Source organism: Thalassotalea castellviae (assembly GCF_031846185.1).
Taxonomy (GTDB): domain Bacteria; phylum Pseudomonadota; class Gammaproteobacteria; order Enterobacterales; family Alteromonadaceae; genus Thalassotalea_H; species Thalassotalea_H castellviae.
In genome coordinates, this window is the sequence record NZ_JAVRIF010000003.1 from 33,539 (window position 1) to 55,733 (window position 22,195).

The window sequence follows — 22,195 nt, forward strand, 5'->3', positions numbered from 1 at the left end:
CGCCAATGTAACGCTGTTAAATCTCTTTTATTTTATCTATCTTACAAAACCTTTTCAAAATATAGCTTAGTTATTGACGGTTGCTGTTATTAAGGGCAATCTGTATAAAAAAAATACAAGGGAAAGGTTATGGAACATAAAAAAGCATTGTTTTATGGTGGCTTATTTTCGTTATTACTCGCGGGATGTAGCCAATCAGAACAAGTCAAAGAAAGCGAATCAGCTGCGCCGTCACAACAAACGTTGCTTGAAAAAATAGCTGACAAATCAAACGAAAGTCCTACCGTAACAAGTTTCAATGTCCCAATAGAATATTTCACCTTAGATAACGGCTTGAAAGTCGTATTATCTCCTGATGATACTGCTCCCACGGTGACAGTGGCCGTTTATTATAATATTGGTTTTCGAAATGAACCAAGAGACAGCACCGGTTTTGCCCATCTATTTGAACATATGATGTTTCAGGGCTCAGAAAACCTTGGCAAGATGGAATTCATTAAGTTAGTGAATGCTAATGGCGGCGTACTAAATGGCTCGACCAGATTTGACTACACTAATTACTTTGAAATAGTACCGTCTCATAAATTAGAAACCTTTTTATGGGCTGAAGCTGATCGAATGAAAGGCTTAGCCATTACGCAAGAAAATTTAACCAACCAACAAGGCGTCGTTAAAAATGAAGTAAAAGTGAATGTACTTAACCAGCCCTATGGCGGCTTTCCTTGGCTAGATATGCCTCAATATGCTTATTCTAATTGGTTCAACGCCCATAACTTTTATGGTGATTTGGAAGATTTAGATGCCGCAAGTTTAAAAGACGTTGATGATTTTTTTAACCTTTATTATGCACCTAACAATGCAGCATTAGTGGTAGTGGGTGATATCAATATAGTTGAAGCAAAAGCTATGGTTGAAAAGTATTTTGCTAAGTTGCCTGCAAGTGAATTACCACCGGCACCTGATTTAACGGAACTACGTCAAGAAAAAGAATTAAAGTTTAATAAGTTTGATAAATTAGCGCCGAAACCAGCTTATGCATTTGCTTATAAAATGCCTGAACGCAATACCCCAGAGTATTATGCGATGGGAATTATTGATCAAATTTTGGTGCAAGGTGAAGATAGCTTGCTGTATCAAGAGCTAGTAAAAAATAAGCAAATTACTGGTCAGATTGGCGGCGGTATCAATTATTTATTAGGGAATATGTTTAATTATAACGGCCCCATGTTGTGGATGAGTTCGTTTACGCATGACGAAAATGTTAGCCAAGCACAGATAAGCGCAGCGATTGATTCAGTTATTACTCGTTTAGAAGAGCAACCTTTAACGGAAGAAGAAATGTCTAGAGCGATTGTTAAAATTCGTTCGAGTTTGTTTGACTCATTAGATCAGTTTTATGGTTTTGGTAAAGCGGATTTATTAGCAAGTTTTGCGCTATTCGATAATGACCCAGCAAAAATAAATGCTTTAGAAACTTCTTTTAAAGAAGTAACACCAGAATTAATTATGAGTACTGCTAAGGAATATTTACGCAATACTAATCGGACAATATTAACGGTTACTCCGGGTGAAGATCCTGATAAAAAAGCATCCAATACTGACTCAGTCAGCCAAACAAGTGAAGGAGAATAAAATGTATTTAATTAAAAAATCATTCAACTTGTTGGCAGTTGCCAGTATTTTATCGTTTAGTTTAATTGCCTCACTTTATGCGAAAGAACAGCCACCAGTAGGCAGTAAGCCAAGCAACTTTCAAGTGCCAAAAACGTCGACGATGCAGTTAGATAACGGTTTGAAAGTTACTTTTATTCCTTATGGCACTACCCCTAAAGCGACAATACGGCTGATCACCAACACTGGAAATATCGATGATGGCAACCAACCTTGGTTGGCTGATTTAAGCTACGAAATGTTAAGACAAGGTACTAAGACTCAATCGGCTAAAGAAATTGCAGAAAATATTGCTAGCATGGGGGGACAAATCAATTCATCAGTCGCGATGGATTCAAGTTGGCTTGGCGTTGATGTATTAAGTGAATTTTCAACTAATGCCATTGATGTGCTCGCTGATATGGTATTAAACCCAGCGTTAGCAAGTAGTGATTTAACGCGTATTAAAACTGATCGTACTCGTCAACTCAAAGTACAGTTATCCCAACCTGGTAATATTGCATCGCAAGCTTTTTATAAAGCAATTTATGCTAATCATCCATATGGTGAGCTTTACCCTTCAGAGGAAAGTTTATCAGGTATTTCAGGCGATGATATTAGCCAATATTTAGCGAATAATTTGGTGGCAGGGCGTAGTCATTTATATATTTCTGGCGTCTTTGAGCAAGCGAGCTTAAGTGAAAAAATCGCGAGCGCTTTTTCTAGCTGGCAGAAAGGTCAAGCTAAAAAATCAATGTCGGTGATTAGCCAAACAGGACCTAAATTAATTATGCTTGAGCGAGAAAATTCACCTCAATCGACCATTCGTTTAGGTTTAGCCGCGATTGCTCCAGATCACCCAGATGCCTTGGCGATGAGTATGATGAATACGCTTTTAGGTGGCGCATTTTCTAGTCGAATTACTAGTAATATTCGTGAAGATAAAGGCTATACCTATTCGCCATACTCTACTGTTGTCAATCGTGTGAATTCAGGGGTCTGGTTTCAATCTGCAGACATCACATTAGAGTCTACGGGAGCAGCATTAACTGAAGTTTTTAATGAAATTAATTTGCTTGCCAAAACACCGCCGTCTAAAGAAGAGCTTGATGGTATTAAAAATTATATGGCGGGTATTTTTGTCTTAAGAAACTCGTCTCGAGCTGCCGTAATCAATCAACTTTCATTTATTGAGCTTCACCAATTAAGTGATACTTACCTAAAGGATTACGTTGCTAATGTTTATAACGTAACACCAAAGGAGATCAGTGAAATGGCCAGTAAATACTTAACGCCTGAAAAAATGACGTTAGTGGTTGTTGGTGATAAAGCGCAATTAACACCACAACTTAAAGCGGTTAAATCACTCGAAGCTTATTGGTAAAGTATAGGGTTGAACATACGCTTGATAGTAAATTTATATATTATCAAGCGAATGTTTCGTTTGGCTTAGTACATCTTAATAAGCTGATTTTGGGTGAAGTTAGTTCAACGTTTAATGTTTCAGCCTGACGGAGACGATACTGGTTGAGCTTAGTATAAGCGCGTCAATGGCTAATCTGCGCGCGAATGTTGTGATGCTTGGATCCGTTTTTGTTAAGGCTTCTTCAATTAATGTGATTGCATTAAGCATGAATGTTTTCTGAAATTAAGTATCCACAACGTTTAATAGAAAATTAGCGCTTATCATGGTCGATATTCAATTGTCGATGAACCTTCCTTGGGATGAATAAAACCTAGAGTCTTTATTTACCTTCCCTATTGACAGTCGACAAAAAATTAATCGATTTTTGTCACAATCATGTTTAATTCTGTGTAATTCCACTTCAAGAGAGTAAAAATTTACACTTTTCTCAAGCGATGTTTTGGTTATCTTTCAATCATTATTTTCTTTTTATCAAGAACTTTTGCTGAAAAGATCGGCTTTCTTCTCGTAAAAATCACTCATTAATTATTCAAAATTGTTGTTCAAATGTTAATTTAATGTTGATTAATATATTTTATACAATATACTTTTGGTTGCTTTTTAAGCAAATTAATAATAATAAAACCCCGAGGGTAATGTCGTGAAAATAGAAAACAATCCGTTATATGCCGGCGTATTGCTTGGAATGACTCTGGTCAGTTCCATTGCAAATGCCGAGCAAATACCAACGATGCCGAGTAAAGCAACGGCTCAAGTAATCAATACTCAACATGCTCAGCATGTAAAAAATAAAAGTAACCAAAGTTTTAATCCACCAAGGCAAATGTCACCCCATCAATTCCAACAGTTTTTACAAAATAATCGCGAAATTGATGACTTATACAAGGTCAAAAAAGCCAGTCTGGTTGATGTCAAACACAAGCAATCACTCTCAGAAAAACCAAGTGAAAACGCTAATGTCATTGCAAAAAGTACATCAATGGCACCTGAAAGCTGTACTTCACCTGCACAATTGCAAGGCCTTAGTGGTAACGATTTAGTAACTGCAGTGAAAGCAGGAGAACTAACCTCTTGTCTATATGGATTATTTGATACTTCGCTTGTAGGCACGAATGTTTTTTCTGATCAAAGTGTTTTAACCATTGTAACTGCAATTAATAGTCATTTAGTGGATTACACAGGTACCAATGTCAACAGTGCCGCTGAACTTGAAAAGCTGGTGATTTATTTACGAGCAATGCATTGGGCTGAATGGGGCAATAATCGCGTAATGCCTGCTGGTTATCAATCAGCCCTTGAGCAAGTCTTTGAACAATATTTCTCGGCTGAGCATTTCGTGACCTTTAATGGTGATGTTACGCGAGATTTTATGGTGCGTTATGAATTACTTATTTTATTAAGTAGCTCTGGCACCAATAGTATGCCGTATATAGCCAGAATAACCGATGCAGTGCTTGGTTATGCTAAAACAGTCAACCGAGATGACAATTGGGGCGTGTATTATGAAGAAAATGGTTTTACGCAATTATTAACCCATTTATTTAATGCCTCGGAAAATAAAACTGCCGAACTTGAACAAGCGGTTATCAATACCCCTAGCATCTTGTCAAACCTGCAAGCATTTGTCGATGTGGAAGGAACTTGGCTCATTGGTCACACACGTGAATATCAATGGGGCGATAGTGTGAATGAGTTGGCGCGATTTTTACGATTTGGTGGCTCAATTGCAGCAACGGTTCGTCCAAGTATTCAAGCGGTATTAGCGAATTATAGTTATCAAGGAACGGGGAGTTCAGGCTGGTTAAAAGCGCAATCTGCCGTAACATTTTATGATAGTGAAAATTGCGCCTTGTATGGTGATTCATGTGACTTTGACCTTCAAGCCACTGTGTTATCAGGAAATCATGTCTGTAGTTCAACGTTAAAACTACGGTTCCAACCACCGATTGCCAATGAGAATCTTGTTGATATTTGTCAAACATTAAGCGAACAAGAACAAGAGTTTCATCAATTATTTAACACGACTGCACAGACCCCTGTTGAGGACGATTATAATACCGATCTCGAAGTAGTCATATTCAGCTCATATAATGATTATGACAATTTTGCCGGCAATTTTTTCGGGATCAATACCAATAACGGCGGTATGTACTTAGAAGGTGATCCATGGGTGGAAAATAACCAAGCACGTTTTATTGCGCATCAAGCAACTTGGTTATCAGAGTTTGCCGTTTGGAATTTAGAGCATGAATATGTGCACTACCTTGATGGTCGATTTAATAAATGGGGTAACTTTAGCGAACAAGCTGCCAATTCCGTATGGTGGGGAGAAGGTTTAGCCGAGTATTTATCTCAGCCTGATAACAACCCGAATGCTTTGGCAGTAGCACCACAAGCAACTTATAACTTGAGCGAACTTTTTCAAACAACCTATGAAAACAGTGATACAACTAGAACTTACTACTGGGGGTACCTAGCTACTCGCTTTATGTTAGAACAGCAAACCTCAGAAATAGATAATGTACTACTGCCAAGCCTTCGCGCACCAAAACGAGTGATCCCAAATGGTGAATGTCAATTCGACTGGGGATGGAAACTTAAAACTGAAGCGGTTAGCAACAATTGGTCCTGGGCCTATGATGATAGTGAATGGTCTACCGGTGACTGGGTTTGGACTTGTGGTCAACCTCAACCTGAGATCAGTGAAGTGCCTGCATTTACCCCTTATCAAGAAATATTAAATACTTGGGGAACATCGTTTGATGAACAGTTTTCTCAATGGTTAGTTTGTTTGGTGGCTGGCGAAGGTGTTTGTCAAGGACAAACGACAAAACCTGCTGATCTTGATGAGAACGGGGCAGTGGATATTCGCGATATTAATTTATTTAAACTGTGGTTAAGAGAGCAAGCCAATTTGTCACTTGATTATGATTTTAATAAAGATGGCATGGTCGACCGTCGTGACGTTAGACCCATGATGGCATTATGTGATCTTGCACGTTGTGCTATAGCGCCATAAGTTACTTGGTTGCTTTTTCTTGCTTAAATTCAAACAACGAAAAAGCAACCCCTTATAAAAAGTTACAGGATATAAACATGAAAAAAATACTACTTATTATTGCGTTAATGTTTAGCGTAAACAGCCAAGCAACTATCATTGCATTAAAATTTGATCAAACAGAATATAATAACAACGACAGTATGACAGGTCAGTTGGTGGCGAGTGACTTATCTTATTCATTAGGCGGTTTCGCCGGTACTATTAATTTTGATCCTAGCCAACTTGCATTAACTGGCTGGTCATTTGGTAATGGTTTTGATGATGGATTGGGAAGTTATTTTGCTGCGGATGATAGCGTTGCAGGCACTTTATATTTAGAAGATTTTGCCGATTTTTTTGCCGATGAACTTACTTTAGTTGCGAATCAAGGTACGAGTTTTGTGCTAGCAAGCTTTACTTTTAATGCGTTATCTTCAGGTCTACAAACGGTAAGTTATTTACAAGGTTTAGAAGTGGTAAGTTTAGATAATTCACAACTTGAATCATTTGCTGGCCAGGCAGTAAGCTTTAATGTTTCACAGGTACCTGAGCCTATGTCGATAGTCTTATTGGCTGCCGCTTTAGTTTTCTTAACGCGACGACAAGAAGGTTAATTAACAATTTTGGATATTTTCTCAGGTTTAAAAAAGCAAACAATTATTAAGAGAAAATAACTAATTACGTGAATACAAACAAAGCAGTATGTTAATACTGCTTTGTTTAAATAAGGTCGGTGAGCAGAAATTAAAACGTAATATGCTCTTTTAAATAAGTAAATAAATCGCGGAAACCTTTGCCTGGTTTTTCGAGTTTTTTCTCTTTGGCGGCTTGTCTGATTAATTGGCGAAGTTTTTGACGTTCCATCGTTTCGTGCTGGTTTAATGTCTCTTCAATAAAGCTGTTATCTCCATCCATCAGCTGATCGCGTAGGCTTTCTAAATGTACAAATTTAGCGGTTTCTTGTTGATGTTTATTTGCCATAACATCTAATGCTTGGTTGATAGGCTCTAAATCCATTTCACACAATACTTTCGCCATATGACGAACATGACGGCGCAGGGCTTCATGTTTGTTTTGAATTTTATCAGCTAAAATAAGCTCTTGCTTAAATTCTTCTGTAAAAGGTATTTTGCTGCGTTGATGTTTAGAAAGCTTCACCAACTTTAGGGCAAAATCTTGCATTTGATGCATTTCACGTTTTATTTCTGATTTACTTTTTAATTCTTCATCGAATTCAGCAGCAGAGTCGGGCATAATAATAGGGCAATTTAACGATTGATGTGACTATTATACAACAAACTGTATGATGGGCTCCACACCGAAATTACCTTCAGAAATAACTGTGGGTAATTAATCAACAAAGTAATTAACGAGATAATCATTGTAATGTCAGAATCAAATAACATCATCACACAAATGGAACAAGTTGAAAGTCGAGTTGCAGATGCTTTAGCGTTAGCTAAATCTTTAGGCGCAGATGGCGCTGAAGTAGCAATGAGCCGTCAACAAGGCTTAAGTGTGAGTACTCGATTAGGTGATGTTGAAACGGTAGAATTTACCAATGATGGCGCTTTGGGAATTACAGTTTACCAACAGGGACGAAAAGGCAGTGCCTCTACTGCAGATCTTTCTGAAAATGCTTTGAAACAAGCAGTACAAGCCGCAGTCAATATCGCAAAATATACTTCTGTGGATGATTGCTCAGGCTTAGCCGATAAAGCATTGCTGGCGATGAAACCAGAAGATTTAGACTTACATCATGAAAAAGTTTTATCAACGGATGACGCGATAGCTATTGCCAAAGAATGTGAAGATACTGCTTTAGCTTTTGATAAACGTATTACTAATTCAGATGGCGCTACGCTAGCTTGTTTTGAAGGATTTAAAGTCTATGGAAATAGTCATGGACAATTAGTTGGTTACCCGAGTTCTCGACATAGTTTAAGTTGCGTGATGATCGCCACTGAAGATGATGATATGCAACGTGATTATGCCTATACGGTAAATCGTGACTTTAATTTATTAACGGCTCCTCAACAAGTGGGTCAAGAAGCATCATCAGAAGCGTTATCTCGGTTACACGCTCAAAAACTGAAAACGGGCAAAGTACCTGTTATGTTTCGTGCCGATATTGCCAATACGTTTTTTGGTCATTTTATTGCTGCGATCAGTGGTGGCAACTTATATCGTAAATCGTCATTTTTGCTTGACGCATTAGGGCAACCGATTTTTCCTGACTTTTTACATATTCAAGAGCGTCCACACCTTAAAAAGGCGTTAGCTAGTAGTGCGTTTGATAGTGAAGGAGTCGCTACTATTGATAGAGATATCATTAAAGCGGGGGCTTTAGAAACTTATTTATTAACGAGTTATTCGGCAAGAAAACTTGGTATGACAACCACGGGACATGCAGGCGGTATTCATAATTGGCAAGTGTCCGCAAACGGTGGTGACTTTAATCAAATGCTAAAAACTTTAGGAACAGGACTCTTAGTAACTGAATTAATGGGGCAGGGAGTCAATATTGTTAATGGTGATTATTCTCGTGGAGCTGCAGGCTTTTGGGTCGAGAATGGAGAAATTGCTTATCCGGTTTCAGAAGTAACAATTGCGGGTAATTTAGCTGATATGTTTAAAAACTTAGTAGCCGTCGGCACTGATTATGATGTAAAGGGTAGCATTAAAACTGGCTCAATTATTCTTGATGAAATGCAAGTTGCAGGGAATTAGCACTTACGATAATTCATGCTAACGTGGCTTTATTATGGGCCGCTGCGAGTCAGCAGCGGCTTATGTACCAAGTAATAAGGTTGCTGTTCCTAAGAAAGCAAAAATACCTACCACATCGGTAACCGTTGTTAAAATGACGCTGCCGGCTAGGGCAGGATCTATATCGAGCTTTTTAAGAAAGAGTGGAATAGTCACACCGGCAATACCCGCAGCGGTTAAATTCATTAACATGGCGAAGGCAATTACTGAGCCTAGCATAAAATCTTGTTTCCAAATTGCAACGACTGTCGCAATTAACAACGCCCAAATAATTCCGTTGAGAAAACCTACGGCGAGTTCTTTATAGAGTAAAGTGCGAGCGTTGCTTTCACCAATATGACCTAACGCCATACCACGAATAACTAAGGTTAAGGTTTGATTACCAGCAACACCACCCATGCTAGGGACTAAAGTATTTAAAATAGCTAAGATTGCTAGTTGACCCAGAATATCTTCGAACATGCTGGAAACAGCGACGGCAAATAATGCGGTAATTAGGTTAACGCCTAACCAAACAGAACGTTGTTGAGTACTTTTAAAAACGGGTGCGAATGTATCAGCTTCATCGTCTAAACCCGCCATACTCATCATGGAGTGCTCAGCTTCCTCACGAATAATATCAACAACATCATCTATGGTGATACGGCCCAACAAGCGGCCTTCATCGTCAACAACCGGTGCTGAAAACCAATCATAACGCTCAAACAATTGAGCGACTTCGCGTTCAGGCATATCGGCATTTAGCGCGGTAATTTCATCATTAATGAGTTTAGAGATCACGACTTCTGGTTTTGCTGTGACAATATGCGAAAGTGACACCGCTCCAATAAAGTGATCTTTTCTATCAACGACATAAAAAGAGTCTGTCGCTTCTGGTAATTCGCCTTTAAGACGTAAATAACGTAACACTACATCAACAGTAACATCAGGGCGTATAGTGATAGTATCGGTATTCATGATACCGCCAGCGGTATCTTCATCAAAAGAAAGCGCCGCTTCAACACGACTTCTGTCTTGTGAATCCATTGAACTTAATACTTCACGGTAAACACTATCTGGCAGTGTTCGTAATACCTCAGCAAGATCATCAACGTCCATACCCTCAGCAACTTCTGCGAGTTTTTCTGGACGCATTTTTTTCAAGATGCCTTTTCGAACTTCTTCGTTTAATTCTTCGAGCACTTCACCGTGATGGTCGTGATCGATAAGTTGCCATAACACGGTACGGCTTTTACTGGGAGAGGATTGTAAAATCAAAGCAAGATCGTAGGCAGGCATATTTTGTAATAGCTTGCGGACATAGACAAACATACCACTACCAAGTGCTTTGTTCACTTGCAGTAATCTTTGTTGGTTGTCTTCTTGTTCTGAAGTTTCCGGCATAAAGTTTTCCTGTGCCGTTAAAAAACGAAAATGGTAATTAATTACGAGTTATAGCGGGCAGAATTTGTTATACATAACATAATTATTGGTTGCCCAGTTGCTATAAGTTTATCTCAACTGACTGGTTTTAGCAGCTTTTTTCTTATTATATCCACGAAATTTTACAGCTTTGTGAAAGGGATCTTGAGGTTATTATTCGTCTTCATCGAATTTATCGGAAAAAAGCTGGCAGACATTATCAAGGGCATCTTGTGCTTCTAGCCCTTCAGTATGAATCGTCACTTCTTTCCCTTGGCCGCCGGCTAATAACATAAGCCCCATAATACTGCTGGCATCGGCTTGTTTGCTTTCAAGTTCAATTGTAACTTTGGCATTGAACTTTTGACTTAACTGCGCCAATTTAGTTGCGGCTCTTGCATGCAGCCCTAATTTATTAGTAATTAATAAGGTTTTATTTAGTTTAATAGTCATAAGGTTAAGTACTGGCTACGTCAAGATCTCGATGGCGCGCTTGCACATCTTTACGCTCTTTTCTTAAATTATTTGCGAGTAATTCCGCAATATAAACGGAACGATGTTTACCGCCGGTACAACCAATGGCTATGGTTATATAACTTCTATTATTACGTTCTAAATGTGGTAGCCAAGTCATCATAAAACTATTAATTTGCCAGATAAATTTAGTGACAATAGGTTGGCTAGCGAGAAAATCTTGTACGGGTTGATCTAGTCCCGTATATGGTTTGAGATCTTTTTCCCAAAATGGATTTGGTAAAAATCGAGCATCAAAAACATAATCAGCATCTTGAGGGACGCCATGTTTAAAGCCAAAAGATTCAAAGACCACAACCATAGTGCCAGTTGTTTTACCGAGAATTCGCTCTCTGATCAAATCCGCTAATTGATGAGGGGTAAGTTGACTGGTGTTGATGTATAAATTTGCACGGCTTGAAATAGGCTCTAACAGTTTTTTCTCAAGTGATATCGCTTGATCAAGCGCAATATTCTGTTTGATCAATGGATGCAAGCGGCGTGTTTCGCTAAAACGTTTAATTAAGTCGTTATCATCCGCATCTAAATAAACAATATTTAGATCTACCGCACTGGGTAAGTAATTGATAATTTCAGAAATATCATTAGGATCTGCCGGTAAATTACGAACATCTAAGCTAACCGCTACGGTTTCATAATCATTAATCACCGTATGTGTTAAAGCTGGTAAAAGATTGACAGGGATATTATCAACACAATAATAACCTAAATCTTCCAGCACTCTTAATGCGACACTTTTTCCTGATCCTGAACGGCCACTAACGATGATGAGTTTCATTGTCGAAATCCTTGGTACTAAGGTTTAGTTATTATTTTTCAATAAATTGAAAAGCTCTGAACTCGAGTGACATTTTCGGACCAGTTTGCAAGTTTGTTTATCACTAAAAATTTGTGCAATGCTTTGTAGCGTGGATAAATGTTGTTGACAATTTTCTTCGGGTACGAATAAAGCAATAAAAATATCGACGGGTCTATTATCTATCGCATCAAAATCAATTGGAGACTCTGTTGTGGCAATCACGACAACGACTTTACCCCCATCAGTTAATCTACCGTGTGGGATCGCGATACCATTACCTATCCCAGTTGAACCCATTTTTTCACGTGCCATTAGACTTTCAAGCAGTGAATAAGTGTTAAAATCAGTATAAGACTCGGCAGCTTTTTCACATAATAATTCTAAAATACGCTTTTTGCTAGTAGCATGAACTGCACACAAGGTGCAGTTCTCGTTAATAAGTTCAGTTAATTTCATAATGCTCGTGTTGAAATAGACGATGGATTAATGTTGGTTGATTTTGCCTTTGTACTTTAAAACTTGTTTATCGAGTTTATTAACTAAAGCATCGATTGAAGCATACATATCGGCATTTTCGGCTTTTGCGTGTATTTCTGTTCCGTTAAGGTGGGCTGTTGCTTCCGCAATTTGATTCAGCTTTTCTACCGTCAATACCACATGAACATTATTTATATGATCAAAATGTCGTTCTAACTTGGCAAATTTTGTATTGACACTTTCACGTAAAGCTTCAGTAATTTCAACATGATGACCAGCAAGATTAATTTGCATAAGCTTAGATCCTTATTTAGTTGTTAAAGTAGACTTTTTCGTTGGTTAGAAGGAGGAATTGACAATGATTCTCGATACTTGGCAATGGTTCTTCTGGCGACATTAATGCCTTGTTCTGCAAGTAATTCCGCCATTTTACTATCACTTAATGGTTTGGCTGGAATTTCTGCAGCGACCAACTTTTTAATTAAAGCTCGAATTGCGGTGGATGAACATTCTCCACCATTTTCTGTGCTTACGTGGCTAGAGAAGAAATATTTTAATTCAAAGATTCCTCTAGGTGTATGCATATATTTTTGGGTCGTAACACGGGAAATAGTGGACTCATGCATATCTACCGCTTCTGCAATATCATTGAGTACCATAGGTCGCATTGCTTCTGGCCCGTGTTCAAAGAAGCCTTGTTGGCGTTGTACAATGCAGTTAGAGACTTTTAACAATGTATCATTTCGGCTTTCTAAGCTTTTAATAAACCATTTAGCTTCTTGTAGGTTTGAACGTATAAACTGACTGTCTGTCGATGATTTCATATTTCGTGCCATGGAGGCATATTGCTGATTAACCGATAGTCGTGGTGCTGTATCTGGGTTTAATTCAACCATCCAACGACCATTTTTCTTTTCGACCGAAACATCAGGGATGACATATTGATCATCACCTTTAATGACACTATCACCTGGTCTTGGATCCAGCGATTGAATTAGCTTGATCACTTCGCGTAGTTGATCTTCTTTTAAACGCGTTTTCCGCATGATTTGGCGATAATCTCGGTTACCTAATAAGTCGATATATTCATTAATGATCAGCTTACTTTCTTTTAACCAAGGCGTTTCTTTATCAAATTGATTTAATTGAATGGTTAAACATTCTGAGATAGAGCGAGCCCCAACGCCAACAGGATCAAACATATTAATACGTTTAAGTACGGCTTCAACTTCATCAAGTTCAACTTCTTCATTGCCCATCGCTTCAAGAATTTCTTCAACACTGACTCTTAAATAGCCAGCATCATCGATGGCATCAATAATAGCCGTCGCGATGGCAAGGTCCGTTTCTGAAAATGGCGTTAACTCCATTTGCCAGCGTAAATGGTCTTGAATGGAGTCCGTTGTTTCGCCCTGATAAGTATAATCTTCTGAAGCAGGTGCACTGGCACCGGTATTTGAAACGCCAGCACTGTAGCTTTCTTCCCAGGTAGTGTCTATGTTGAGCTCTTCAGGGATCTCAGATTTATCCATAGCTTCCGTTGTACTAATTTCATCGATAGTAGGAGCTGAATCTTCACTGCCGTCGGATGTTTTAGTGTTTTGTTCTGTTACACCAGCAGAAAATGCTTCTTCTAAGTTATCCGATTGCGCATCATTGTCACTTGGGGTTGATTCATCTACTTCTAATAATGGATTACTTTCAAGAGCTTCTTGGATTTCTTGCTGAAGATCCAACGTCGACAATTGCAAAAGCTTAATCGCTTGTTGCAATTGTGGAGTCATGGTGAGTTGTTGTCCTATTCGGAGCTGCAGACTAGGGCGCATTTATCGTATTATTTTCCTATTTTCTAGCTTCATATTGATTTTTACTTTTTATCAAAGCTTTGTGTAACTATAGCGTGAATTGCTCACCAAGGTATACATCTCTTACTTGTTGATTCGCAAGAATTTGATCTGCATTGCCTTCCGCGATTAATTCACCGTGACTAACAATATATGCATGCTCACAAACGTCTAATGTTTCACGAACATTGTGATCTGTGATTAAAATTCCAATGCCACGTTGTTTTAAGTGTAGGATAATTTTTTTTATATCACCTACTGAAATTGGATCAACGCCAGCAAAAGGCTCATCAAGTAAGATAAATTTGGGCTCTGCCGCTAGTGCTCTCGCAATTTCAACTCGGCGTCGTTCGCCACCGGATAAGCTCATGCCTAAATTATCTTTGATATGACCTATATTAAATTCTTCAACGAGATGCTCAAGCTTTTCTTCTCTACTGATATCATCTAAATCTTTACGGGTTTGCAAAATCGCCATAATATTTTCATAAACCGTTAGCTTACGGAAAATGGAAGCTTCCTGTGGAAGGTATCCGATACCTTTTCGGGCTCTTTCATGCATAGGGAGTAAAGTAATATCTTCATCATTTAAGATGATTGAACCGCTATCACTATTGACTAAACCAACTATCATATAAAACGAAGTTGTTTTACCGGCACCATTTGGACCGAGCAATCCGACAACTTGGCCTTCTTGCACTTTCATACCAACGTTCTTTACGACTTTTCGGCCTTTGTAGGCTTTTGCCAAATTATTGGCAATTAAGGTGGCAGTGGTCATTTATTTTTATTATCCAACGATTTTTTATCTAACTTTTTTTTCTCAAGGTTTTTCGGTTGTAATACCGTTTGTACTCTAGCATTGTCGTCACTGCTTGCCTGTACTTGTTCGGTCAAAAAATTATAACTGATAGTGGTGCCACTGACTTTGCTGCCTTCTTGACGAAGTTCAGCATTTCCTGAAATCATCACCGTATTTTTTTCAGGTTGATATTTAATTTCATTTGCTTGCAGATAAATAGGCGTTCCGTCTTCCAATATTTGTTCGAACGTTGCTGGTTGCCCTTTGGCAATATATGTTTTTTCGTTACTCGTGGCTTCTGTCACAACTTGCACTAGGTCTGCTTTTATTGTTAAAGAGCCTTGGGTAATAATGACATTATCAATGTAACTAAATATTTTATTTTTGAGATCAGCTGCTTGTCTAGAAGCATCAATTTTGATTTCTTCATTCAAATCAACTTTTGCTGCTATAACACTATATGAAAGACTTAAGGTTACCCCTAAAGCCAAACAACTAGTTTTTAATAGGTTGAAATATGGTTTTTTCATGTTTTGTCAGCGTTACTTGTTTAGTGTTTAAGTCTACAATCAGTCCTGTACCGTACATGGTAAAATCAATTCCTTTTATTTCTATCTTTTTTTCTGAACTAATAATATTAGTGTTTAAATCTAATTCTAAATACTTTCCATGGATCTCTTGAATTAAACTTTTACTGTCGGTTGCAATTAACGCCACTTTACTTTCAAGTTTTACTCTATTGCTATTATAGAGTGTGCCTTCATTTGCACTAATTTTCCATGGAGAATCGGTATTTTTTGGGTATAAGGTATATTTAGGAAACTCAAAGTGTGTGACTGATAATTCTGAATAATGTTCCATTCGATTCGCATCGATAATATAGGAGAGTTGCCCTGTGCTGTTATACGTTTCGCTATTTAAGCTTTCAGCAATAAAATCAGGGGATATTTTGTTATCTATAGCATTGGTGATTTGGTTACTGTTTTGGTGCCATTCAATGACAATGTAACTGACCACTGAAAAAATAAAAAATAGTAACGAAGCTATATATATGCGTGTCATATACTTGCGCCACTGGCATATTGCAGGCTGTTTTGACTTTGCATAATGATATCGCATATTTCACGTACCGCGCCAAAACCTCCTTTAATCGTTGTTACATGATCAGCTAAACTTAAAATAGCCGGATGAGCGTCATTCACCGCTATGGATAAACCGACATATTCCATGCATGGATAATCAGGCATGTCATCACCTATATATGCTACTTGTTCCGCGGTTAATTGATATTTCTCAATTAAGGCTTTTAATGCCGGAAGTTTGTTTTCTTCTCCTTGGATAATGTGTTTTACATTCAGAGCTGTCATTCTTGTTTGTACGATATTTGATTGTCTTCCGGTGATCACGGCAACGTCAACACCACTGGCGCCTAAAGCTTTGATGCCATAACCGTCTTTTGTATGAAAGGCTTTTAATTCTTCGCCATCGTTACCTAGATAAATTCGACCATCAGAAAATACACCGTCTATATCACATACAAAAAGCTTTATATTCTTCGCTTTGTGGTAAATAGTATTGGCTATTTCACCGTATAAAGTTTTCGTTGTGTCGTTCGATGACAAGTTAGGCTTTGTCATTAAAGAACTCCTGATTTAAGCAAGTCGTGCATATTCATGGCACCAACGGGGTGATTGTTATTATCAACGATAATTAAGCCATTAATCTTATTGTCTTCCATAATTTTCAAGGCTTGTGCAGCTAACATTTCACCTTCGGCTACCCGAGGATTTTTTGTCATGACACTGGCTATGTCGTCCTGATGAATATCAATTTTTTCATCGAGGATGCGACGCAAATCACCGTCTGTAAAAAGCCCAATTAATTCACCACTGTCTTTAATGACGGCGGTCATGCCGAGACCTTTTAAGGACATTTCAACTAATGCCTCTTTGATCTTCGCCTTTTCATTCACTAATGGGATGCGTTCGCCACTGTGCATAATATCCTGCAGGCGTAATAATAACCGTTTACCTAAACTTCCCCCTGGATGAGAAAGGGCAAAGTCATTGGCAGTAAAGTCTTTCGCATTTAGCAGTGCTACCGCTAAAGCATCCCCCATGACTAATGTTGCTGTTGTACTTGAAGTAGGGGCTAAACCTAATGGGCAAGCTTCTTGTGAAACCTTGATACAAACATGGGTATCACTTAATTTTGCTAAGGTAGAGTCAGGGTTGCTGGTCATGGCAATAAGTTTAGCACCAATACGTTTAATAACCGGAATAATTGCCAATACTTCACCGGTTTCACCTGAATTCGATATTGTCAGTACAACATCTTGAGCAGTGATCATCCCTAAATCACCATGACTTGCTTCGCCTGGGTGAACAAAAAATGCAGGCGTGCCTGTACTGGCAAATGTTGCAGCAATTTTTCCACCAATATGACCTGATTTTCCCATGCCAATCACGATTACGCGTCCTTGACAGTTAAACATTAATTGGCAAGCCAGCTCAAAACCGTCGTCAATATATTGCTCAAGTTCAGCAATGGCTTGCTTTTCAATATCAATGACTTGCTTGGCGAGTTGTTTAAAATTCTTCATAAGTTGGATTAATTTTTCAGTTGGCTAAAGAGTAACATTTGATAAGCAATAAAGGTAAACAATAGTAAAACCCCTTTAAAACGGGTAATTCTAAAGTTGCCTGAATGTCTGCTGAAACAAAGAATAAAGAGTAATAATGTGACACCTAACATAAACGGCGCATCTCGTACCGATGCATCTTGATCGATATCACCCGGTGCAATTAAACCGGCTAATGATAATACCGCGAGAATATTAAAAATGTTTGAGCCAATAATATTGCCTAATGCTAAATCATCCTCTTTTTTGATAATACTCATAATGCTTGCGGCAAGTTCAGGCAAGCTCGTACCGATAGCAATCACCGTTAAGCCAATTACTAAATCACTGATACCAAAAGCTTTAGCAATAAACACGGATGAATCAACTAGATAACTAGCACTTAACGGTAATAGAATAAGGCCAACAGTTAACCAAAATAGCGCTAAAGGCGTTTTAATTGCTTCAGGAACTTCTGATTCCGCTTCAAGGATCATGGCATCATTGACTTTATTGTCTTTCGCTCTTTTTAGGGTAATAAAAAGTAATGAAAAAATGTAAACAAAGAAGCCAATAATTAAGATTAATCCTTCATTAAAAGTAAATTGATTATCCGAAAGCATCCAATAAGCAAGCGCCGTAATAGCTAAAATCAGTGGAATTTCACGTTTGATCGTTGAAGAAGAAACTGATAATGGGTGAAGTAACGCTGTTATCCCCAACACTAAGGCAATATTGGTAATATTAGAGCCGATAGCGTTACCGATAGCTGTGTTGGGGTTGCCATGAAATGAAGCGGTACCTGCAATCATCATTTCAGGGGCTGAAGACCCCATCGCGACTATAGTTAAGCCGATAATCATTGGCGAAATACCAAAGTTTCTAGCAAGTGACGAGGCACCAAACACAAACTTATCAGCACTCCAAACGAGAGTGACCAGCGAAATAAGTAAAATTAAAATTTGAACAAACATTAAGGACTCCATTAAACCAAGGGTAATTGTCGCTGGTTGGTAGAGAAAAAAAAAGGATTTTTGAGTAATGAGGTTAAAAAAAACCTCGATGCGATGAATTTTGCTATTTTTTCAGCAAAACCTCCTGCATTGAAACGAGATAATTGGCTTTTTGTACGAATAGATTTTTGCCAAGGCCGCGTTATCGGGAATAAAGTTTAAAATTCAATCGGTAAATCTTACACTTTCTTACGTTTTGATACGTTTACTTACTAATTATAAACGTAATAAGTTGTTATTTTCGGGTGAAGTATCTCGTTGGATCAGGTAGAATTCTCGCTTAATAATTTATAAGGATAATCGCACTAAAAAACGCACTATGTCAGATATTTTAGTAGATATTAAAAATATGACTTTTAAAAGGGACGAACGTATCATTTATGATGATATTAGTTTGCAAATCCCGAAAGGAAAAGTCACCGCAATTATGGGACCAAGTGGGATAGGGAAAACTACTTTGTTGCGTCTTATTGGTGGGCAATTAAAACCTGAATCGGGCCATATTTACTTTGATAACTTAGATATTCCTTCACTCTCAAGAACAGAACTTTATTCCGCTCGTAAACGAATGAGTATGCTTTTTCAAAGTGGTGCGTTATTTACGGACATGTCCGTTTATGAAAACGTTGCTTTTCCTATCAGAGAACATTCACAATTATCGGAAGCGATCATTGAAAAAATGGTGTTGATGAAACTAGAAGCCGTAGGTTTACGGGGTGCACGGTTTTTGAAGCCAAGTGAACTTTCTGGTGGTATGGCTAGGCGTGCAGCCTTAGCACGAGCGATTGCCTTAGATCCCGAACTTATTTTATATGATGAACCGTTTGCCGGCCAGGACCCTATTTCGATGGGGGTGATTGTTCGGTTGATTCGTGCATTAAACGATGCATTAGGCTTGACTTCAGTTGTCGTTTCACATGATGTGCCTGAAGTAATGAGTATCGCCGACTATATCTATATTATCGCCGAGCAAAAAATTATTGGTCATGGTACGCCAGAGCAAATTGCACAGCAAACTTCTCCTTTAGTGCAACAATTCGTCAAAGGTGAGGCAGATGGTCCAGTACCTTTTCATTATCAAGCGCAACCTTATCAAGAAGAGCTATTGGGTAAGGATACGTCATCATGAATATACTGATTTTATTGGGGCGTAAAGTTCTTGGACGTATCTCGGCATTAGGACGTGCCATATTAATGCTAGGCTCTGCCTTGTTACATGTGCCAAATGTAAAAAAAGGCTTTCCATTATTGATGAAACAGCTTTATTCAGTGGGGGTTTTATCATTAGTTATCGTGTTAGTTTCTGGGTTGTTTATTGGTATGGTTTTAGCCCTGCAAGGCTATACAATTTTGGTGGGTTATGGTGCAGAAGCCAGTTTAGGCCCTATGGTTGCTCTTTCATTATTGCGAGAGTTAGGTCCCGTGGTCGCGGCATTATTATTCGCCGGGCGAGCTGGCTCAGCATTGACCGCCGAAATAGGCTTAATGAAAGCAACAGAACAATTATCTAGTTTAGAAATGATGGCAATAGATCCACTTCGCCGGGTAATTGCTCCTAGGTTTTGGGCGGGTTTTATTTCTTTACCTTTACTTGCTGCCATTTTTTCGGCGGTTGGTATTTTAGGGGCACATTTGGTTGGGGTTGATTGGTTAGGCGTTGATGGCGGTACTTTTTGGTCAGTAATGCAAGCTCAAGTTTCCTTAGAAAAAGATATTTTAAATGGCGTGATAAAAAGCATTGTTTTTGCCTTTGTTGTTACATGGATTGCCGTTTATAAAGGTTATGATTGTGAGCCTACCTCAGAAGGTATTAGCCGTGCAACCACGGCAACTGTGGTACAATCATCCTTATTAGTATTAGGTTTAGATTTTATTTTAACGGCGTTAATGTTTGCAAATTAATCGCAATATTAACCTGAGTGTTTATTTTTTAGAGTGTGGTGTCTGACATGGTGTCGAAAAAAGTTGAGTTATTCGTAGGGTTATTTGCTGCATTGGGTATAGCAGCTCTACTCATGTTATCGTTAAAGGTTGCCGATAGTGGTATATCAGGCAATGGCAAGACTTATCAACTCTATGCTAAGTTTGACAATATTGGTGGTTTAAAAGTTCGCTCTCCTATTAAAGTAGGTGGCGTAGTTGTTGGCCGCGTCAGTAACATTAGTTTAGACGCTGAAGATTATACTCCGGTAGTGACATTAGATATTTATGCGGAGTATGATAATTTTTCGGAAGCAACGTCTGTGTCAATTTTAACGTCTGGTTTATTAGGTGAACAATATATTGGTTTGTTACCTGGATTTATTGATGAATCAGTCGAAACCTTAGTTTCGGGGGATTATATTGAAGATACTAAACCTGCTTTAGTGTTAGAAGAATTAATCGGACAATTTTTATTTAGCCAAGGGAGTGGCGATTAATGTTGGTGTTAAGAAAGTCAAATACGATGAAAAAAATAGTCACTTTTGGGTTAGGGATTAGTGTTAGCTTATTTGGTGTAGCAAGTGATTTTGAACAGCCGTTGTCGAAAATTTCTCCTGAAATGGTGAGTTTTGTTGCGTTAGCACCAGCAGGTGGTACTTCTATTAACGTTGATAAAAAAGACCCGTATAAAATGATCAAAACGGTGGCTGATATCACGTTTAAACGGTTTGCAAACGAACAAACTGCAATCCAAAAAAATCCAAACATTTTAAAGGATATTGTTCGTGAAGAATTGATCCCTTACATTAATTACCAATATGCCGCGTTTAAGGTTATTGGCAGTAATTTCAAAAAAACGAATAAAGCTGAACGCGCTGAATTTGTTCCTGTGTTTAGAGATTACTTGATCACTTCTTATGCACAAGTATTTACCTTATATAAAAACCAACAAGTTATTTTTGCTCCAGCAAAAGACTTTAGCAATGATAAGGTAGTCGCCGTTAATACCAGTGTGATTGAGCCTGGACGGTCTCCCATTGATATTTCATTTCGAGTTCGTAAAAGTAGCAAAACACAAGAATGGAAAGCTTATGATATGGTCGCTGAAGGGGTGAGTTTACTCGATAGTAAACAAGCTGAATTAAGCAGTTTAATTCGTCAAAAAGGCTTACCACATGTGACTGAGATGCTAAAAGAAAAAGCGCAAAAAACGATTGTCTTTAAATAAGGATGTTTCATTGATGATCGAAATCAAACAACAAGATAACCAGTTACTCATTTGCGGTGCTCTAACGCGTAAAACAATTAATCCCGCCTTTGAGAAAAAAGCAAGTCAGCTGTTTACTCAGTCAGTGAATGTATTAGATTTGGCTTCCGTGTCTCATGTCGATACTGCTGGTTTAGCTTGGTTATTACAGGTATTAGCTCAAGCAAAAAAACATCACACAAACCTGCATTTTACTAACTTACCTCAAGAATTGCTTAAGATTGCAAAATTAACGGCGGTAGATACTTTTTTACCGATAAAATAATCTAACTCTCGTCACAGACAATCGTTTTACTCAAAGGTAATTGAGGTTATAATCCCTGTAATTTATTTTCTGGGAGAACTAAGTGGAAGTTTCTGAAATTGAAAAGCTAATCAACGACGCATTAACGTTGGATGAGCTTCATGTTAAATTTGATGGTTCGCAGTGTACTATAATCGCCGTTGCTGATTTTTTAGGTGAACTTAGTCGTGTTAAAAAGCAACAAACAGTTTATGCTCCGCTTGCACAAGTGATTAATGAAGGCATAATACATGCTGTAACCATCAAAACATTTACGACTTCTGATTGGAAGCGTGAAAAAATGTTTAACTTACCCCTTTAAATCCCGTTAACAAAAAAGAAGAGCC

General features: G+C 38.2%; 24 protein-coding genes. 11 read left to right on the plus strand and 13 right to left on the minus strand.

From position 1 onward, the window contains the following. The first annotated feature begins 129 nt into the window (after window positions 1-129). The 4 genes from RM573_RS06495 (at window position 130) to RM573_RS06510 (ending at window position 6,730) form a co-directional block, all read left to right on the plus strand. Window positions 130-1,632, plus strand: coding sequence for a M16 family metallopeptidase (locus tag RM573_RS06495; RefSeq protein WP_311579059.1), 1,503 nt, complete (start codon window positions 130-132; stop codon window positions 1,630-1,632). A gap of 1 nt (window position 1,633) precedes the next feature. Next, on the plus strand, window positions 1,634-3,034 hold the full coding sequence (locus tag RM573_RS06500) for a M16 family metallopeptidase (protein WP_311579062.1): 1,401 nt from the start codon (window positions 1,634-1,636) through the stop codon (window positions 3,032-3,034). A 682-nt stretch (window positions 3,035-3,716) separates the two neighbouring features. Further along, window positions 3,717-6,095 carry a collagenase gene (locus tag RM573_RS06505; RefSeq protein ID WP_311579066.1) on the plus strand — a complete coding sequence of 793 codons (2,379 nt, stop codon included), beginning with the start codon at window positions 3,717-3,719 and terminating at the stop codon, window positions 6,093-6,095. Window positions 6,096-6,172: 77 nt separating this feature from the next. After that, a complete protein-coding gene (locus RM573_RS06510; RefSeq protein WP_311579069.1) occupies window positions 6,173-6,730 on the plus strand; it encodes a PEP-CTERM sorting domain-containing protein in 558 nt (185 codons plus the stop codon). 130 nt (window positions 6,731-6,860) lie between these two features. Here RM573_RS06510 and yjgA read toward each other — a convergent pair whose 3' ends face one another. Beyond that, complete coding sequence (gene yjgA, locus RM573_RS06515) at window positions 6,861-7,370, minus strand: ribosome biogenesis factor YjgA (protein WP_311579072.1); 510 nt, start codon at window positions 7,368-7,370, stop codon at window positions 6,861-6,863. A 150-nt stretch (window positions 7,371-7,520) separates the two neighbouring features. Between yjgA and pmbA the strand changes: the two genes are divergently transcribed. Continuing rightward, window positions 7,521-8,846: a metalloprotease PmbA gene (gene pmbA / locus RM573_RS06520; protein ID WP_311580322.1), complete on the plus strand. Its 1,326-nt coding sequence runs from the start codon at window positions 7,521-7,523 to the stop codon at window positions 8,844-8,846. 60 nt (window positions 8,847-8,906) lie between these two features. Here pmbA and mgtE read toward each other — a convergent pair whose 3' ends face one another. The 12 genes from mgtE to RM573_RS06580 form a co-directional block, all read right to left on the minus strand. Further along, complete coding sequence (gene mgtE / locus RM573_RS06525) at window positions 8,907-10,268, minus strand: magnesium transporter (protein WP_311579076.1); 1,362 nt, start codon at window positions 10,266-10,268, stop codon at window positions 8,907-8,909. A gap of 192 nt (window positions 10,269-10,460) precedes the next feature. After that, a complete protein-coding gene (locus tag RM573_RS06530; protein WP_311579080.1) occupies window positions 10,461-10,739 on the minus strand; it encodes an HPr family phosphocarrier protein in 279 nt (92 codons plus the stop codon). A gap of 4 nt (window positions 10,740-10,743) precedes the next feature. Beyond that, window positions 10,744-11,598: an RNase adapter RapZ gene (gene rapZ, locus RM573_RS06535; RefSeq protein WP_311579085.1), complete on the minus strand. Its 855-nt coding sequence runs from the start codon at window positions 11,596-11,598 to the stop codon at window positions 10,744-10,746. A 24-nt stretch (window positions 11,599-11,622) separates the two neighbouring features. Beyond that, window positions 11,623-12,075 (minus strand): PTS IIA-like nitrogen regulatory protein PtsN, encoded by a 453-nt coding sequence (gene ptsN, locus RM573_RS06540; protein ID WP_311579088.1) that lies wholly within the window; start codon window positions 12,073-12,075, stop codon window positions 11,623-11,625. A gap of 27 nt (window positions 12,076-12,102) precedes the next feature. Further along, a complete protein-coding gene (gene hpf, locus RM573_RS06545) occupies window positions 12,103-12,390 on the minus strand; it encodes a ribosome hibernation promoting factor (RefSeq protein WP_311579092.1) in 288 nt (95 codons plus the stop codon). A 23-nt stretch (window positions 12,391-12,413) separates the two neighbouring features. Continuing rightward, complete coding sequence (locus tag RM573_RS06550; RefSeq protein ID WP_311579096.1) at window positions 12,414-13,922, minus strand: RNA polymerase factor sigma-54; 1,509 nt, start codon at window positions 13,920-13,922, stop codon at window positions 12,414-12,416. 67 nt (window positions 13,923-13,989) lie between these two features. After that, entirely contained in the window at window positions 13,990-14,721 is a 732-nt protein-coding gene (gene lptB / locus RM573_RS06555) for an LPS export ABC transporter ATP-binding protein (RefSeq protein WP_311579099.1), read from the minus strand. Next, on the minus strand, window positions 14,718-15,272 hold the full coding sequence (lptA, locus tag RM573_RS06560; protein WP_311579102.1) for a lipopolysaccharide transport periplasmic protein LptA: 555 nt from the start codon (window positions 15,270-15,272) through the stop codon (window positions 14,718-14,720). Before lptA ends, lptB begins: the two co-directional genes overlap by 4 nt. Further along, window positions 15,238-15,804 carry an LPS export ABC transporter periplasmic protein LptC gene (gene lptC, locus RM573_RS06565; protein WP_311579104.1) on the minus strand — a complete coding sequence of 189 codons (567 nt, stop codon included), beginning with the start codon at window positions 15,802-15,804 and terminating at the stop codon, window positions 15,238-15,240. Before lptC ends, lptA begins: the two co-directional genes overlap by 35 nt. Then, the gene (kdsC, locus tag RM573_RS06570) at window positions 15,801-16,379 is read right to left on the minus strand and encodes a 3-deoxy-manno-octulosonate-8-phosphatase KdsC (protein WP_311579107.1); all 579 of its coding nucleotides are present in this window, start codon (window positions 16,377-16,379) and stop codon (window positions 15,801-15,803) included. Before kdsC ends, lptC begins: the two co-directional genes overlap by 4 nt. Continuing rightward, on the minus strand, window positions 16,379-17,344 hold the full coding sequence (locus RM573_RS06575) for a KpsF/GutQ family sugar-phosphate isomerase (RefSeq protein ID WP_311579110.1): 966 nt from the start codon (window positions 17,342-17,344) through the stop codon (window positions 16,379-16,381). Before RM573_RS06575 ends, kdsC begins: the two co-directional genes overlap by 1 nt. Window positions 17,345-17,352: 8 nt before the next feature. After that, window positions 17,353-18,336 carry a calcium/sodium antiporter gene (locus RM573_RS06580; RefSeq protein ID WP_311579112.1) on the minus strand — a complete coding sequence of 328 codons (984 nt, stop codon included), beginning with the start codon at window positions 18,334-18,336 and terminating at the stop codon, window positions 17,353-17,355. Between the two features lie 358 nt (window positions 18,337-18,694). Between RM573_RS06580 and mlaF the strand changes: the two genes are divergently transcribed. The 6 genes from mlaF to RM573_RS06610 all read left to right on the plus strand — a co-directional run bounded on the left by mlaF (window position 18,695) and on the right by RM573_RS06610 (window position 22,170). Continuing rightward, a complete protein-coding gene (gene mlaF / locus RM573_RS06585) occupies window positions 18,695-19,504 on the plus strand; it encodes a phospholipid ABC transporter ATP-binding protein MlaF (protein WP_311579114.1) in 810 nt (269 codons plus the stop codon). After that, entirely contained in the window at window positions 19,501-20,277 is a 777-nt protein-coding gene (mlaE, locus tag RM573_RS06590; protein WP_432280222.1) for a lipid asymmetry maintenance ABC transporter permease subunit MlaE, read from the plus strand. Before mlaF ends, mlaE begins: the two co-directional genes overlap by 4 nt. Before the next feature lie 47 nt (window positions 20,278-20,324). Further along, window positions 20,325-20,795 (plus strand): outer membrane lipid asymmetry maintenance protein MlaD, encoded by a 471-nt coding sequence (gene mlaD, locus RM573_RS06595; protein ID WP_311579116.1) that lies wholly within the window; start codon window positions 20,325-20,327, stop codon window positions 20,793-20,795. A gap of 26 nt (window positions 20,796-20,821) precedes the next feature. After that, a complete protein-coding gene (locus RM573_RS06600; protein WP_311579119.1) occupies window positions 20,822-21,526 on the plus strand; it encodes an MlaC/ttg2D family ABC transporter substrate-binding protein in 705 nt (234 codons plus the stop codon). A gap of 13 nt (window positions 21,527-21,539) precedes the next feature. Beyond that, window positions 21,540-21,830 carry an STAS domain-containing protein gene (locus RM573_RS06605; protein ID WP_311579122.1) on the plus strand — a complete coding sequence of 97 codons (291 nt, stop codon included), beginning with the start codon at window positions 21,540-21,542 and terminating at the stop codon, window positions 21,828-21,830. A gap of 82 nt (window positions 21,831-21,912) precedes the next feature. Then, the gene (locus RM573_RS06610; protein ID WP_311579125.1) at window positions 21,913-22,170 is read left to right on the plus strand and encodes a BolA family protein; all 258 of its coding nucleotides are present in this window, start codon (window positions 21,913-21,915) and stop codon (window positions 22,168-22,170) included. The last annotated feature ends 25 nt before the right edge of the window (window positions 22,171-22,195 follow it).

Excerpts from the sequence above, each read along its gene's own strand:
- lptA (WP_311579102.1), bottom strand. The coding sequence starts at position 15,272 with ATGAAAAAACCATATTTCAACCTATTAAAAACTAGTTGTTTGGCTTTA.
- yjgA (WP_311579072.1), bottom strand. The coding sequence starts at position 7,370 with ATGCCCGACTCTGCTGCTGAATTCGATGAAGAATTAAAAAGTAAATCA.
- RM573_RS06600 (WP_311579119.1), top strand. The coding sequence starts at position 20,822 with ATGAAAAAAATAGTCACTTTTGGGTTAGGGATTAGTGTTAGCTTATTT.
- mgtE (WP_311579076.1), bottom strand. The coding sequence starts at position 10,268 with ATGCCGGAAACTTCAGAACAAGAAGACAACCAACAAAGATTACTGCAA.
- kdsC (WP_311579107.1), bottom strand. The coding sequence starts at position 16,379 with ATGACAAAGCCTAACTTGTCATCGAACGACACAACGAAAACTTTATAC.
- RM573_RS06500 (WP_311579062.1), top strand. The coding sequence starts at position 1,634 with ATGTATTTAATTAAAAAATCATTCAACTTGTTGGCAGTTGCCAGTATT.
- RM573_RS06580 (WP_311579112.1), bottom strand. The coding sequence starts at position 18,336 with ATGTTTGTTCAAATTTTAATTTTACTTATTTCGCTGGTCACTCTCGTT.
- hpf (WP_311579092.1), bottom strand. The coding sequence starts at position 12,390 with ATGCAAATTAATCTTGCTGGTCATCATGTTGAAATTACTGAAGCTTTA.
- RM573_RS06510 (WP_311579069.1), top strand. The coding sequence starts at position 6,173 with ATGAAAAAAATACTACTTATTATTGCGTTAATGTTTAGCGTAAACAGC.
- mlaF (WP_311579114.1), top strand. The coding sequence starts at position 18,695 with ATGTCAGATATTTTAGTAGATATTAAAAATATGACTTTTAAAAGGGAC.
- mlaD (WP_311579116.1), top strand. The coding sequence starts at position 20,325 with ATGGTGTCGAAAAAAGTTGAGTTATTCGTAGGGTTATTTGCTGCATTG.
- RM573_RS06605 (WP_311579122.1), top strand. The coding sequence starts at position 21,540 with ATGATCGAAATCAAACAACAAGATAACCAGTTACTCATTTGCGGTGCT.
- ptsN (WP_311579088.1), bottom strand. The coding sequence starts at position 12,075 with ATGAAATTAACTGAACTTATTAACGAGAACTGCACCTTGTGTGCAGTT.
- RM573_RS06495 (WP_311579059.1), top strand. The coding sequence starts at position 130 with ATGGAACATAAAAAAGCATTGTTTTATGGTGGCTTATTTTCGTTATTA.
- lptC (WP_311579104.1), bottom strand. The coding sequence starts at position 15,804 with ATGACACGCATATATATAGCTTCGTTACTATTTTTTATTTTTTCAGTG.
- rapZ (WP_311579085.1), bottom strand. The coding sequence starts at position 11,598 with ATGAAACTCATCATCGTTAGTGGCCGTTCAGGATCAGGAAAAAGTGTC.
- RM573_RS06575 (WP_311579110.1), bottom strand. The coding sequence starts at position 17,344 with ATGAAGAATTTTAAACAACTCGCCAAGCAAGTCATTGATATTGAAAAG.
- RM573_RS06550 (WP_311579096.1), bottom strand. The coding sequence starts at position 13,922 with ATGCGCCCTAGTCTGCAGCTCCGAATAGGACAACAACTCACCATGACT.
- mlaE (WP_432280222.1), top strand. The coding sequence starts at position 19,501 with ATGAATATACTGATTTTATTGGGGCGTAAAGTTCTTGGACGTATCTCG.
- RM573_RS06530 (WP_311579080.1), bottom strand. The coding sequence starts at position 10,739 with ATGACTATTAAACTAAATAAAACCTTATTAATTACTAATAAATTAGGG.
- lptB (WP_311579099.1), bottom strand. The coding sequence starts at position 14,721 with ATGACCACTGCCACCTTAATTGCCAATAATTTGGCAAAAGCCTACAAA.